At 35.2% G+C, this 14,697-nt stretch carries 10 protein-coding genes and 3 pseudogenes; 4 read left to right on the forward strand and 9 right to left on the reverse strand.

Annotation, left to right across the window (positions count from 1 at the left end):
• Nucleotides 1-21: 21 nt before the first annotated feature.
• Together IGJ45_RS15765 and IGJ45_RS15770 are read right to left on the reverse strand one after the other, a co-directional pair.
• Nucleotides 22-483: a PTS sugar transporter subunit IIA gene (locus tag IGJ45_RS15765; RefSeq protein WP_081131166.1), complete on the reverse strand. Its 462-nt coding sequence runs from the start codon at nt 481-483 to the stop codon at nt 22-24.
• Complete coding sequence (locus IGJ45_RS15770; protein WP_081131167.1) at nt 480-1,337, reverse strand: PRD domain-containing protein; 858 nt, start codon at nt 1,335-1,337, stop codon at nt 480-482. The genes IGJ45_RS15765 and IGJ45_RS15770 overlap by 4 nt, the downstream gene beginning before the upstream one ends.
• A gap of 884 nt (nt 1,338-2,221) precedes the next feature.
• Here IGJ45_RS15770 and IGJ45_RS15775 point away from each other — a divergent pair.
• Nucleotides 2,222-2,475: pseudogene (locus IGJ45_RS15775) on the forward strand (hypothetical protein); the annotation flags it as partial.
• Nucleotides 2,476-2,957: 482 nt separating this feature from the next.
• On the opposite strand, the gene IGJ45_RS15780 reads toward IGJ45_RS15775, so the two are convergent.
• The 5 genes from IGJ45_RS15780 to IGJ45_RS15800 all read right to left on the reverse strand — a co-directional run bounded on the left by IGJ45_RS15780 (nt 2,958) and on the right by IGJ45_RS15800 (nt 7,842).
• Nucleotides 2,958-4,277 carry an ATP-binding protein gene (locus IGJ45_RS15780; RefSeq protein WP_275853599.1) on the reverse strand — a complete coding sequence of 440 codons (1,320 nt, stop codon included), beginning with the start codon at nt 4,275-4,277 and terminating at the stop codon, nt 2,958-2,960.
• Nucleotides 4,278-4,433: 156 nt separating this feature from the next.
• Nucleotides 4,434-5,933 carry an RNA-directed DNA polymerase gene (locus IGJ45_RS15785; protein WP_287041670.1) on the reverse strand — a complete coding sequence of 500 codons (1,500 nt, stop codon included), beginning with the start codon at nt 5,931-5,933 and terminating at the stop codon, nt 4,434-4,436.
• A gap of 263 nt (nt 5,934-6,196) precedes the next feature.
• Entirely contained in the window at nt 6,197-6,547 is a 351-nt protein-coding gene (locus tag IGJ45_RS15790; protein ID WP_409531067.1) for a hypothetical protein, read from the reverse strand.
• A 235-nt stretch (nt 6,548-6,782) separates the two neighbouring features.
• Nucleotides 6,783-7,082, reverse strand: coding sequence for a hypothetical protein (locus tag IGJ45_RS15795; protein WP_275853594.1), 300 nt, complete (start codon nt 7,080-7,082; stop codon nt 6,783-6,785).
• 583 nt (nt 7,083-7,665) lie between these two features.
• On the reverse strand, nt 7,666-7,842 hold the full coding sequence (locus tag IGJ45_RS15800; protein ID WP_350330397.1) for a DUF3784 domain-containing protein: 177 nt from the start codon (nt 7,840-7,842) through the stop codon (nt 7,666-7,668).
• Nucleotides 7,843-8,067: 225 nt separating this feature from the next.
• Here IGJ45_RS15800 and IGJ45_RS15805 point away from each other — a divergent pair, with 225 nt between their 5' ends.
• Both IGJ45_RS15805 and IGJ45_RS15810 read left to right on the forward strand, forming a co-directional pair.
• Nucleotides 8,068-8,874 carry a MurR/RpiR family transcriptional regulator gene (locus tag IGJ45_RS15805; protein WP_287041660.1) on the forward strand — a complete coding sequence of 269 codons (807 nt, stop codon included), beginning with the start codon at nt 8,068-8,070 and terminating at the stop codon, nt 8,872-8,874.
• 259 nt (nt 8,875-9,133) lie between these two features.
• A pseudogene (locus IGJ45_RS15810) lies at nt 9,134-10,335 on the forward strand (IS110 family transposase).
• A gap of 245 nt (nt 10,336-10,580) precedes the next feature.
• Here IGJ45_RS15810 and IGJ45_RS15815 read toward each other — a convergent pair.
• Together IGJ45_RS15815 and IGJ45_RS15820 are read right to left on the reverse strand one after the other, a co-directional pair.
• Nucleotides 10,581-11,981 carry a glycoside hydrolase family 1 protein gene (locus IGJ45_RS15815; RefSeq protein WP_287041656.1) on the reverse strand — a complete coding sequence of 467 codons (1,401 nt, stop codon included), beginning with the start codon at nt 11,979-11,981 and terminating at the stop codon, nt 10,581-10,583.
• Between the two features lie 13 nt (nt 11,982-11,994).
• The gene (locus IGJ45_RS15820) at nt 11,995-13,863 is read right to left on the reverse strand and encodes a beta-glucoside-specific PTS transporter subunit IIABC (RefSeq protein WP_287041654.1); all 1,869 of its coding nucleotides are present in this window, start codon (nt 13,861-13,863) and stop codon (nt 11,995-11,997) included.
• A 438-nt stretch (nt 13,864-14,301) separates the two neighbouring features.
• Here IGJ45_RS15820 and IGJ45_RS15825 point away from each other — a divergent pair.
• A pseudogene (locus IGJ45_RS15825) lies at nt 14,302-14,511 on the forward strand (tyrosine-type recombinase/integrase); the annotation flags it as partial.
• Between the last annotated feature and the right edge of the window lie 186 nt (nt 14,512-14,697).

Genomic DNA, 14,697 nt, shown 5'->3' on the forward strand with positions numbered 1-14,697 from the left:
ATAATTTTTCCTCCAATTTTTTTATAGATATTGATTAATAAGTGCTGTAATTTCTTCAATAGTTGTTGCTTTTTCATATTTCTCTACGAATGATGGATCAGCAAATGCGCCCATCAATTCAGCTAACAAACCCACTTGTTTTTTAGGGTCTTTAATCCCTAATACCAAAATATCTTTGACAGGTACCACAACGTCATCTGTACCCATTTGATAAAAATCAATGGGGTTACTTAAGCGGTTCACAGCTACGAAAGCTTCTTTTACATGAACCACATCAGTATGAGGAATGGCTACGGCGAAATTTTCCAATTGCAATCCTGTGGGATAATTATTTTCTCGTTCAGTAATTGCTGCTTTGAAAGTTTCTTTGACAACATTCTGTTCCAATAACCGATCTGATACTTGACTAAAGAAATCTATTTGGTCTGCTGCTTGCATGTTCAAGGCCATTAACTCTGGTTTAAACAGTTCTTTAAAACTCACTTTTCTTTCCCTCCTTCCTCACTAACAATTCTGACTAAATGTAATAAAAGATAAAAATCTTCTGAGTTACCAAAATTCATTTGATGGTCTTCTTGTAGCATCGTTTTAATCTTGTATAATATCTGGTTTTCAAAAGGATACAAACTTAACGCCAGCGTGTATAATTGCTGGAATTCTTTGTCGTTGATTTCATTCTTTCGCTGGCTGCTGTTCAAGTTACGAATGACAAAGTAACGTAGGTGGATAATGAAACGAGAAAAGTCGATGGATTCTCGCTTCAAAGGATGTCCTAGTTCTTGTTCCACCAGTTCCGCAATTTCATTTAAAATATCACTCAGCTCAACTACATTGCTCATTTCACCTTGATCAATCAAAGCATTCACAAAATGTAGCGTAAAAAACGAAACCTCCGCTTCTGGCAAATTCAATTGATACGATTTATTCAAGTAGTTCACCGACCACTCAGCTACCTGATGCTCTTTCGGATAGAGATACTTCAACTCATAGTGAAAAGGTTGGAAAATCTCTATTTGACCCGCGTACTTTTCCTCTAAAAACTGGATATGGCTAGCTAATGACAAGATAAAGTTGCCGGTAAACGCTTTTCCCAGTTCCATTTGGGCGTGTTCTGTCACCTCTTCTGCCATTTGGATGCTTTCTTCATCGATATCACCTAAAAGGTTTAAGAGATCAGTGCGCTCCGGCGCCATTTGGTAAACTTTGCTTACTAGAGCTTCATTTACTGGATCTCCCTTTTTCTTACCAAAGCCAATTCCTTTTCCGACGACGATACACTCGGATCCTTCATAGCGAACCAGTAAAGCATTTTGGTTCAATGATTGAAGCACTTTCATTTTCTTTATGCACCTCCTGTATGAACCTCCTGTACGCACCTCCCGTCAAAAAAAATCAGGCATCATCAATAAACACTCCTAGCGTTAGATATAACGCTAAAATCCTTATTGATGATGCCTGATTGAACAGTTACACTCATCTAGTATTTAGTTTGTTATCATTTACAAGAACTATAATATCATCTTTTTTGAAAACGTCAACATTTTAGCGAAATTATTTTTTACATAATTTTAGCATCTTGATAAAAAGACTGTTTTATCAAGGGTTTACCACTAAATACTCAACAGGATATTTCTTGTATTTAAAATAGTATTCCCGATTCCACTGATAAAATTTTCGAATCACCCGACAAGGATTATCATAAATCAAGACACCATCAAGACTATCGCGAGTCACAACACTGCCGGCACCGATCACCACATCAGAGCCAATAGTTACCTTTGGTAAATCGAGCTATTAGCCCCAATTCAGTAATTATCACCCATAACTAGGCGTGCCACGTTCAGCTTTTAGCTCACGCCGCAAATAAGTATCTAAGGCGTAGTCCAAGCGCCGACATTTGGCGCAATCAAGACATCATCACTGATAGTAATTGGTGCAATGTTTAATGGGGTGCAAGACTACACGTTTTTTTGATTTATCAATTAGGAGCAGCCAAAGGAGAAATCTATCCACTAGTTTGGTCAGATGTGAATTTCAATAAAAGTTGATTTCCCTCATGTATAAATTGGTAAAAAATAAAGATACTGAGAAATGCGAGTATGTAAAAGAAATGAAAAACTCCTATCGCTTTCGAACCATTCTAGTAGTTGATTCCATCATTGATCTACTGACAACATGGAAAAAGGTGCAATTTAATAAACTACAACAAATCAATATTTTCCCAACTTTAGCTAGACAGTCTGGCATTTCTTTCGAGCAGATTTCAGAAGCGCTCACACATAGCGATACCACAATTACAAAAACTTATGTAAACACACCAAACGTCATAAAAAATGCCCGTTGGTGAGATTGCTTATCGCAAATTAGCTCAAAATGATACTGTCTTGAATGGTGTCAACAATGAAAAAAGACGCTTCACAAACTAAGTTGCGAAACGTCTTGATTGTTTTAAATGAATGGTACTCGATTTCCTGAGAAATCTCCGTCCCATACTGTATTCGTAAGCGAATAAATTCGCAACGGCTCCAGCAATTAACGTTTTGAGAACTGTGAAGCTTTACGAGCTTTCTTAAGACCTGGTTAAACAAATTTTTGTTTTTTAATGTTTTACACTGCTACAAACAGCGCAAAATTAAGGTTCTCTTATTCATGAAGTTTTACTAAGCTATATAAAATTATATTCTGTCATTACCTCAAATCATTACCACAACTTGGCGAGTTGGTTGATTGAAGAATAGCAATCACTTTTTCATTAAACCCTTAACCCTCTATCGTCCGGTGACCAAAATAGCGATATACCGGGTTTAAAGACATAGCGTCCGGTGAATCGTCCGGTAAAAGGTTCTAAAACTATGAATCTTATGAAACATCGTCCGGTGGTTAAAACGTTGATATAATAAGATTTATATTCTATCTTCCGGTAAATCGTCCGGTAAAGATAAAAAAATCAATTAAAATTAGCTAGCGTCAGTGGCTATCAGGTAATATCTAGTAGCTGGCCCTCGCCCCTCAGAACCAATTATGCCTGCTTTCTTCAAACTAGATAATAGTTCAGATGTGTAGCTTTTTTGCAAGTCTAGTGCATCTTGAATCTCTTGGCGGCTAGCAAGTTTCCCACCACTAAGATATTGAACAATCGAAATCATATTACGATTCAATTCCATAGTATTTAGCTTATAATTCATATTATACAAGACAACAGTAAATAAATTATGTGTTGCAATTAATTCTGGTTGACGCATAAACCCCTTATACAGAGAATAAATACGGCGAATTCCAGAACCGTAATTTTCAATATAGTTCATTTTATCCAAAGCATTTATCAAAATAGGATTCCGTTTAGCATTCGCTCCTTGTTTTATGTCCTCAACCGTTAATCCATCTGGAAGAGAGCCCGGTGAAGAAATCGCTAATCTATCATCAAAAATCTCTATTTTAATATCTGAACTCATAGTATAGTCTCGATGAACGAAGGCATTCATTATTGCTTCACGGACTGCATCAATCGGATAAGAATAATTCTCTATTCGCTTACCATTGTGTCCTAGAGTAATTTGAACCCTGTTACTTAGATGAATATATTGAATTGCATCATCAATTTGTTTTGCCACAGAGCCTGAAAATATTTTTTTATCTCGAAAAGTGACTACATCCAGTCCTTCATACACCGCTACTTTTGAAATAAATGGATTCTCATCGCTAACTATTAATGCAGCGTTATTGAATTGATCCTCTACCTTTTTCTTAAAATCCAACCCAATAACATCAAATTTTATTCCTTCTTTTGTAAAAGCCTGCTCGGCGTAATTAAAGGTTAAGTCATTCCGTTCAATTTTTTCGCTATCGAAAGAATTGGCAATATGCCGATTCATCATTCTTCTTATCTCCGAATCACTAGCACGTCTTTTCGAACTGCCATTACGTATATATACGCCTTTCCAGTTCATTCCTTCCCCGTCAGTATAATAATAGGGTTTATTGGAGCCCGCACTTACAGAAATTTTAAAAGGTGTACAATTAGGATCAACCAGAATTAAACCCGTAACTTCTGGCCTAAATGCACTGGCTACCCAATTACTTAATAGTTCTTCCCATTCTTTATATTGCTTACTCTTATTAGGAAGTTCAACTGGTATTCCATCATCACTAGCACCTAAATAAATCGTTCCGCCTGTATCGCTATTTAAAAAAGATACGATCTCTGCCTTTAGATGATTAGGCTTCTTGGGAACTGATTCCTTGTATTCTATGTTATATCCTTCATTAAGTTCAGTCAATTGTATCCCCCCCATAGTTATAAATTATAATTCAGCTTTATGTCACCCATTAATCACGAAATGTTTTTTATATCACTGAAATTTTAATTCATTTCAACAAAGTACTACGCTTCTATAACTAATCGATTTTAAAAAATTAGCATAGTGAATATTATATTATTCTTCATATTGCGAAATAAATAGCTCTAACTCTTTAGCTGGCGTAGTCAAGCTTAAATTCGAAATGCAAGCTTCATTGATTATTTCACTTTCATCAAATCCATCATTCAACCAATCAGAATTCCACAATGTGAATCCTTTAGGATCAGAAACTTTCTTACATAATTTTGCACTGTAAGGTTTCTCTCGTGAATGAATTAAAGAAAGCCTTTGTAACCAAATTTCAACTATATCAGTATTAGGAGTATTAACGAATTTTCTTAAGATTTTATCCAAGTATAAGTTGATTTCTTCTACAGCAATAAACTCAAAAAGCTTACCTAAAATCACAATACAAGCTTCCAAAGTTCTAGGATTCTTTTGCATTATATTAACAAGAATGCTAATCAATTGGTAGATATCATCTGGTCTTTTATTTAAAGTAGAAACTCTATGTGTGTAAACCTCACTTAGCGCTTTACTTAAGCTCCCACAATTTGGATATTTATCTCCTAAAAGCTTTACTTGTAACAAATGCTTTTGAAGACTAAGCTTAAACTTCCACTTATTATTATTTTTTTCTATAAAACTTGCATGCTTAAGATCCCAGTAAATCTTATCTGACTTAATTGCATCTAAGATTATATTATCCGATAAAAATGTTTTGTTTGAATTTAGCTTCAAATTTAAATCCGATAATACTTCAGATAATAATCTGATAATCACTTCGGCCTGGTCTTTTCGAACCGAGAAAATTCTGTAATCATCTCTGTAACGAAGTATTTTAAATTCTTCAATCCCCGCCTCTTCTATCTTGTTTAACAACATTTTATCAGCATATCCGAGTACTATTTCAGCTATAAAATCCATTAATATATTTCCTTGGGGTATACCATTCGTTTGACCGTTTTGCAAATATTGTATTTTAGAATCTATTAAATTTCCAATACCTTGGGAATTTTTTCTATGTGTTTTAGCCCATTCTTTTGAATGTAACGCCCATGGAATGGTATGTGTGTACATTGAACTATAGCAATCGGTAATATCTGAATGAATACAGTACTCATATTCCAATGCATAACCGATTTGTGCCTGTTCAAGATTTTCCCACCAATTTAAAATAGTTTCCGCAGTATCACTCTTCGAAGAAATCGATTCCACAGGAAGCGATATACATTCAATTCGCTTATCAGCTTGGAATTCTTCAAACTTATTTTTGATGTGCCTCCAATTATTTTGCTGTGTAATGACGTTTACCAAGTCTACATATACTATTGGATGTAATATTTGAAGAGGTCTCCAAGCGTAATTTCCATCTTTGTTAGCTAATATTCGATGATTAACGTCAACTGCTTCAGATAGCGACCTCTTATGTTTAACTAGTTCAGAAAATGGCTTGTCTTTTAATAAATCCACCGCTTTTCCTATAACTACTGATAAATTGATATAATTAGGCAAAGACGTCTTAAAAAAGCTTGCTGACTTTAATAAAAATTGTTTTGCTTCTTGATTATCCATTTCTAATATGCTTTTTCTAGTACTATTCAAATTCAAAATCTCCTAGATAAATAAAGTTGTAATACAAGAGTATACCCTAACGTTACATATCTCATTCATTATTATACCAGTATTTCTTCGCGACACATAAGGGTGTAACATAATAATTTTAAACGAAATGACTACAAGTAGTTATTGAAGCAAATCTCCATGAGACATCTGTAAAATCTTCTAAAAAGAAGCGTTAAAAGAAAGAATTTTTCTTCAACGCTTCTTTTATTGATTCAATTTGCTATATTACTTGAACGAATAATCTTATTTCTAAACTCTCGAAAAACTTCTTGTGGTTGATAATAATCTGTATCTATTTCAAATATTTCCGAAAACAATTCAAGGAACTTTTCTACTGAAATGATGATGTTACCATCTTCCTCTTGGCTATTTTTTATTATTTCTGCTTCTAATTCAAATAAATCTAGTGACGAACTAAAATCATAAATCATGTCATATTGAACAAAAAAATCAAGAAAAAGTTGCTCAAATTCTTTCTTATTTATCACTAGTGTTTCAAGCGGATCAACTTTATTTTCTTCAGCCATTCCTCCAATTTCCTCACTTTCATTTTCAAAAATCATAAAAATAATATTAACTTAAAAGCCACTAACAAAATAAGACTTACAAAGTAAAGGGTAATCCAACAAAATAACCATTCGCTCTACGTACTACGATTTGATATTCCTGTGTATCATTCGGTAATTCATAATAGTAATTTATTGTTTCTGCTTTGTCACTTTCAATATATTCTGGATTATCCAATATCATAGCATACTCTTAAAGTTCTTCACCATTCTTATTTTCAATCGACCATTGTTATGGACGTATCGGATTTTCTGTATCATTTTTTAATGTATAAGTCACTTGTAATACACGATCATGTTGTGCAAATTCATTTCTTTTTTCGGTCAATTCAATATTTTTAAATGTTAGTTCAACCGCATCTGCCTGATAAGTTTCACCTATTTTTAAATCATTTGTTACAATTTTTATTGGCTTTTCTTCTGGAAAATATCTGGCTTTAATTGTTAGATAACTTTCAAAAATAATCAATCCTAGTAGCACTAAAAGAATTCCTTTAACGAGCCACTGAAACGGGAAGTAAACTTTAAACATCTTTCCCCTCCTCCATTTTGTATTTATTTTTTGGAGAAAACGATAATTTTGATCAATATCATCCAAGAAACACAAGATCGATTGGGTCATAAAAATGCTGAAACTGCCCTTAACACTTATTCTCATGTTACTGAAAAAGCTCAACGAAATGCGTTAAAAAAATTCATTGCTTACACTGGTTTATAATATTGTTATTACCTTTCTCATTACCAGAACAAAAAAACACCCTCCAAAAGGAGAGTGTTTTGAAATCTTCGATAAAAAGATTAACGTTTTGAAAACTGTGAAGCTTTACGAGCTTTCTTAAGACCTGGTTGGCTGCTATGGAATTTTATAGAGTTGGAAAACACTATATTATCGGGATTTACAGCAAACTTTCAAGAGGAATAGTTTCACTATATTTTATTGAATTTTAAATACTCGTTACCAATATTCGTAACCAAAATTAATTGCACATCAGAATATTGCACTTTGAAATTGTCATACTTAAAATTTGATGATATATACTTTTTCACAAAGACAACATTTCAATTTACTTTCCTTTTGCTACTTACATTCACATATACTATACCCATAATAACAATCACAATCTGGAGAATAAAACAAACTGTTTGTGCTGCGGGATAATTAACATCGTTCCAATGATTAAACAAGATAAAAGTAACATTGTTCCAATCACTTTTCCCACAAATCTTCCATTCACTTTATCTTTATTTTCTTTATTCATAGTATTATATCCAGCAACTAAAAAAAGATAGATAGTTCTTTTATTGTTCGTGTTTTAGCCTCTACCGTAAAGTTTTGTTCCATTGATACGGGAACCCTGCACCTTGCATATGATTGAGGCGATCGGGTTTGTTCTTTCAAGGGTACTTCATTGCCGAGATAAAAAATGGTATAATAAAGCTCGATGTTAGTAATTATCAATCACGAGAATACTGCGGCTAGCTCACCATTGACCTGCAAAAGGGAGGAATAATACTTTATGTTGATTACTGATTTACTCAAGCAAACTGAGAAATTCTCAGCTAGTGAAAAGACCATTGCACAGTATATTCTTGATAATCCCCGAAAAATCAGCAAGATGACTATTTATGATTTGGCCGAGTCTACATTTACCAGTGTGTCCACAGTTTCTCGACTTTGTAAAAAAGTTGGGCTAAAGTCATTTAAGGATTTTCAATTAACGCTAAACAGTGAAATTTCTAGCTTTAATACTTTTTCTGAGAGAATCGAATATGACTTTCCAATCCAAAATGAAAAGGCTATTCTTGATATCATTTCAAAAGTTCTCCATCTTCATATTCAGACCCTTAACGACACAATCAACAATCTAGACTTAAATGCGCTTGAACAAATTGCCCAACTACTAATAACCGCCCAATCAATTGAAATTTTTGCGGAATCCAACTCTTACTCTGTCGCCACTAGCTTATATAATCGACTAGTTTGGTTGGAAATGAAAGCCAATTTAGATGGTATTCCCGGAAATCAATTTCTAAAAGCAAAAACACTTGATGAAAGTTCTGTAGTGATAATGGTTTCCTATTACGGAAAATCAAATACCCTGAATCGTATCGCTGATCACCTTATAGAAAAGAACATAAAATTCATCCTGTTGACTGGCCCAAAAGAGAGTACCTTACAGAAAAAATCATTCTGCAGCTTACAAGTCACACCAACCGAAGACAAATACAAGAAAGTCGCTTCTTTCGGTTCCGATATTGCTTTATATACTGTCATTGATATTCTTATTATGCAATTGTATTCAAAAAAGACAGGCTCAACGTAAAAAACATACTAAAATTAGAGGAGAAACTTATCGACGGATGAGTTTCTCCTCTATTTTCCTTTTTTAGGTTTATAGTAGAGTGTGAAAGGAAGATCGACCATGACCTCATGGACTTCGAGTCCCTACAAAAAAACGGTCTTCTTCACTGTCATTTTAGAATCTGGTTTAAGTATGTTGGGGCTTCGAGTTCGTGTAAAAGAAATTAGGAACGAAATGAAGCAGTGAAGAACCTTTCAGAAAAAAGAAAGAAGATGAATAGATGACTTATGTACTTGCGTTAGATGTTTCTATGGGGAAAAGCTATAAAGTCCTTTATCAGGAGGAGGTTTGTCTCTCCGAAGGAGAAATTCTTCATACAAAATCTGGGTTTGACACGTTGCTTCAAGAGATTCAACAATTACCAGAAATACCATGTATCGTTTTTGAATCAACAGGCGTTTACTCAAGAGTAATTGAAACCTTTTGTCAAAATAATCACTTTTCCTATTGTCTATTGAATCCCTTAGAAGCAAAAAAGCAGCTTGATAATGGATTACGTGTGCTTAAAACAGATAAACAAGATGCCCATCGATTAGCACAAATCCACTACCAATATGAGCGGAAAATCAAGAGACACCAGTTAACTATTTATGAAGAATCTCATGATTTAGTTCGCTTTTATCAAGAGATATAAACCGAAACCAAGCGTCTCAGAATGCACTTACACACCGCTCTTCAACTTAGTTTTTCAGAACTGGAAATCCTTTTTTCTAGTCGGGTATCAAAATTAGCTTTAAACTTGATGGAGCGCTTCCCTCATCCAGACTATTTAGCTGGATTGAGTCAAACACAGGTGAAAAATATCTTGAAAAAAACACAGACAAACGACTCTCCGAGGAAAAAGCGCAGCTACTCCTTTCATTAGCTGCTAATTCCTATCCGGCAACCATAAAAACAAGTATTCAGGTACAGAAAGTGTGCTACTACGCTCAACAGTTAAAAGAGCTTATACAAATAAAAGAGCGCTTGGCTAAACAACTGATTGAACAAACAAAACCACTCCCTGAATTTGATCTTTATCAAAGTGTGCCAGGCATTGGTGAAGTCTCTGCCGCTTTAATTATTGGTGAACTTGGCGACATCCGACGATTTAAGAATCACAAGAAAGTTAATGCCTTTGTGGGCATTGATACCCGTAGGTATCAATCTGGAAACTATCTTGCCCAAGATCATATCAATAAACGCGGGAACCCTAAAGCTAGGAAAATTCTTTATTTTACTGTGAAGAATATGATCCACCAACAAGCCGCTGCTTCAAATCATATCGTAGATTATTATTACAAATTAAAAACGCAACCTACACCCAAGAAGGATAAGGTTGCGACCGTAGCCTGTATCAACAAACTACTAAAGTGTCTCTATTCTATGGTTGAGAACAAGACGAAGTACGACTATGCGTACACGATCTCTAAGGACCAATAAGGCAATGCCTTATAAATAAAGTATAGCACCCTGATGAAAAATTTGAAACTAGTATCAGGGATATTTGATATGGAATTCAATAATTAATTTTTATTCTTTTCCTCTTGACTAGTCGTAGGAAGGAGGTTGGGACAGAAGTGTTCAACTCCGAGAAATAAGAAGGATTTACTTCTGTTCCCACCGTTTATTCGTTTTTAAAGAGACTGGGGTGTAACTCGTAGAGTTATGTCCCAGCCCATTTAAAACTATTTCTGAATTTCATTTTGAATCAAATCTTTAAACCAGTAAAAGGATTTTTTCTTATAGCGATCCAAAGTGCCTGTGCCATCCGTATACTTATCAACGAAAACAAAACCATAGCGCTTGTCGATTTCCGCGGTGGCACAAGAAATCAAATCAATACAGCCCCACATTGTATACCCAATCACCTCAACACCATCTTCAATTGCCTTTTGAACCTGTTTCAAATGCTCAGAGATATAATCGATTCGATAATCATCCATTACTGTCATTTCACCAGTCTCATCTTGAATCAGCTCGTCTTTTGCCCCTAACCCATTCTCGGCAATTAAAATCGGTTTATTGTATCGATCATAAAGCTTGTTCAAAGTATATCTTAAGCCTTGAGGATCAATGATCCACCCCCATTCACTTGATTTCAAGTAAGGGTTTTTCTTATAATCCTTAGTCATGTTACTTCCCGTCGGTTCACCATTATTTGGATCTTTAGACGCACATTGACTTGAATAGTAACTAATTGCAAGATAGTCCGCAGTATTTTTTAACGCTTCCCGATCTTCGCCTGTAATGTCTAAGTTTACACCTCTTTGTTGGAAGAATGATTTTGCGTAATTCGGATATTTCCCCTTCATCATGATATCGGAAAATAAGTAGGTTTCTCTTTCTTTTTCCATTGTAAAAATAATATCGTCTGGATTAGGAGTTAGAGGATAGATCGTAACAGCCAAAATCATTGAACCAATTTGAGATCCTGGTACCAATTCATGGCCTAGTTTAATAGCTTTAGCACTAGCCACCAACTCATAATGGGCCGCTTGATACAACTCCTGATTGCCCAACTCACTCTTGTCTGTCATGATTGCACCACTCATGAACGGTGCATGAATAACCGAGTTCATCTCATTAAAAGTGATCCAATACTTCACTTTTTCCCCATATTCTTCATAAACCGTTTTGGCAAATTTCAAAAATAGGTCAATCATTTCCCGACTAGTCCAGCCATTATACTTTTTGGCTAGATGAAGCGGTGTTTCATAATGTGAAATCGTAACTAATGGCTCAATACCATGTTTTAGACACTCATCAATCACATTATGATAAAATTCGATTCCCGCTTTATTTGGTTCCGCTTCTTCTCCAGTTGGGAACAAACGTGTCCATGCAATTGAAAATCGTAGTACTTTGAATCCCATCTCACCAAAGAGTGCGATATCTTCTTTGTATCGATGATAAAAATCGATTGCCTCAAGCTTTAGGTTATCTTCTGTTGGTTTTTCAGTGTACCCGCCAACAATACCATGTGGAAGTACTTCTTGAATTGAAATCCCCTTACCATCTTCGTTATATGCACCTTCACACTGATTCGCTGAAATGGCACCACCCATAAGAAATCCTTTTTCAAACATATATTATATCCTCCTAGACTAATTTCATTACAACATCATTTTTGTTAAGTTTTGAATCTTCATCACAAAATTCGCTTTTTAGTTCCGCACTGTTAAGCACAACTGTAATTACGGTCTTATCAATTTCATTCTCATCAAATACTTTTGGATCAATTTCAGCAATTAGATCACCTTTTTTGACCCTTTGCTTCTCTTTTACATGAGAGATGATACCTTTACCATCCAGACTTACTGAATCGATTCCGATATGAACCAAAATTTCTAACCCTTCATCGCTCAATAATGTAATCGCATGTTTCGTTGGGAAAATACTTTCAATTATCCCAGAAACTGGAGAAAAGATTTCATTTTCACTTGGTAAAATCCCGAATCCTTTACCCAACATACCGGAAGAGAATGTAGTGTCGTTTACATTTTCCAACTTAATGTATTCTCCAATTGCAGGAGAAAGAACTTCAGCATTCGTAATTTTAACAGTCGATGGCTCAGTATCATTGTTAACCTCTAGTTCATCGCTCACTACGTCTTTAAAGAGAACAAATGAAGTTGCAAAAGAAATGACGAAGGCTATTGCACAGCCGATCGCTGCAAAATAGAAATTGGACATTGGAGATTCTACACTGATATAACTAGGTAATGTCAAAAGTCCTGGTGCACCACCGGAAAAGTTTTTAACTTTGGTCAATCCCATAAACAGACCTGCTGCACCACCGCCAAGCATTGTGGCAATCATATTAGTTTTATATTTGATTGTGACACCATACAGGACCGGCTCTGTAATCCCACAGACAGCCGTAATACCGGTGGCAGAAGCTAATTGTTTTAAAGTTGCGTCTTTAGTTCGAATTGAAGTTGCTAGAGCAGCGGCTCCTTGAGCAATATTAGAACTCAATTGCCCCGGGTAAACAATTGTATCGTAACCAATTGTCATCCGATTATTGATACCAATTGGCAGTAAGCCATGATGCGCGCCGACGATTACCAACAGTGGAGTGATAATTCCGATTACAGTTGGTACAATCCAACCCGCAACACTATCTAAAGCGTTAATACTGTCAGCAATGAAATTACTAAAAATAAAACCTACTGGTCCTAAGACAAGAATGGTCATAGCACCTGTGATTCCGATAGTAATCAAAGGTTTAGTAAAGAACTTAACCGCATTTGGAGATACTTTGTCAGCGAGCGGTTCAACTTTCGACATCAAAAACACACCGAGGATAATTGGTATAACAGTTGAAGAATATGTTGCCAGATAGACTGGCATTCCAAAAAATTTGATACCTTCTCCTGCCTCTTTAGCCGTGTTGACCATTGTAATAAAATTTGGGTGAACCAAGATCCCACCTAACATCATTGCCAGATATTGATTCGTTTTAAAACGTTTAGCAGAACTACTTGCTAGTAGAATTGGTAGGAAGAAGAATGTCGCATCCGCCATGAAACTAATGATTTGAAAAGTTTGTGATTCATTATCGATCAGTTTGAAAGCAACAATAATTCCCAATACTGCTTTCAACATCCCGGCTGCCGTCAGTGCAGGTAATATAGGAGTGAAGATGCCAGTTACTACATCAATAAAACTATCTAATAATTTCTTGTTTGATTTATCTTCCCCCACATCCGAACCCTTCGAATCCAAATTTAAATCATTATTGATTACATCATAAACCTTTGAAACTTCATTGCCGATGATTACTTGAAATTGAGGCCCTTTATCAACGACTCCTAAAACCTCCGGCATGTCAGAAATCTTTTGATCCACAAGGCTTTTGTCTTTTAGAGTGAATCTTAGCCGTGTTGCACAATGTGTCAAATGGTTGACATTTGATTCACCGCCAACTTTACCTAGAATATCCATACCCACTTTTTTTGCATCCACTGTCGTAACCTCCTCGTTTTTATAAATTAATTATATCAATCAAAACTGCTATTTGAAGGGGATCTCTGTCCTTCGCAACATAGTTTCATAGCATTTTAGAAAGCGCTTAAATTGATGAAAATTTGTTGCATCAAATACGATTACTCACGTTTTTGAATATATGAGTTTCAAAATTTTGAAAAAAATGTCAAATTCCAACTGTTACCCCATCTTCCGAAAGCATACGACTACAACCTTCAATTTAGAACAGTCCAATCGTGAGCAAGAGCTTAGAAAAAATAAATTACAACAACTTTTGCTACAATTTTGACGAACTTAAACTGTAGAACGGAACTTGGTATAATATTCACTTACGTAAATCAAAAAGGTGATATTAACCAACCACTTCACACAGATTGGTTAAACAACAAATTGAATTAGTTAGAGAAAAAATATGGCCTTCCGCATATCATTCCTCATGGGTTAAGACACACCTTTGTATCAGATTTACTGAACCAAGGAATTGACGGTTTAATTATCAAATCTCTTGTCGGTCATGCAGAAACCTCAAACATGATTCGAGACGTTTACGGACATACGAACGACCAGACAAAAATAGACACACTTAAACTCTTAGAGGAATACAGGAATGCCAATCAAAATGAATAGCTGGTTACGAGGTACGAAAAAAGTCGTCACCAAACTCGTTACCAAATCAAAAAAAACACTCTCCAAATGAATGAAAAGTGTCTTGAAACCCTTGGTATGACAAGGATTAACGTTTACTAAATTGTGAAGCTTTACGGGCTTTTTTAAGACCTGGTTAGCTCAACTATTTTTTTAATCAGCTATAAA

The sequence above is a fragment of the Enterococcus sp. DIV0574 genome (genome assembly GCF_051711125.1).
GTDB lineage: Bacteria > Bacillota > Bacilli > Lactobacillales > Enterococcaceae > Enterococcus_D > Enterococcus_D gallinarum.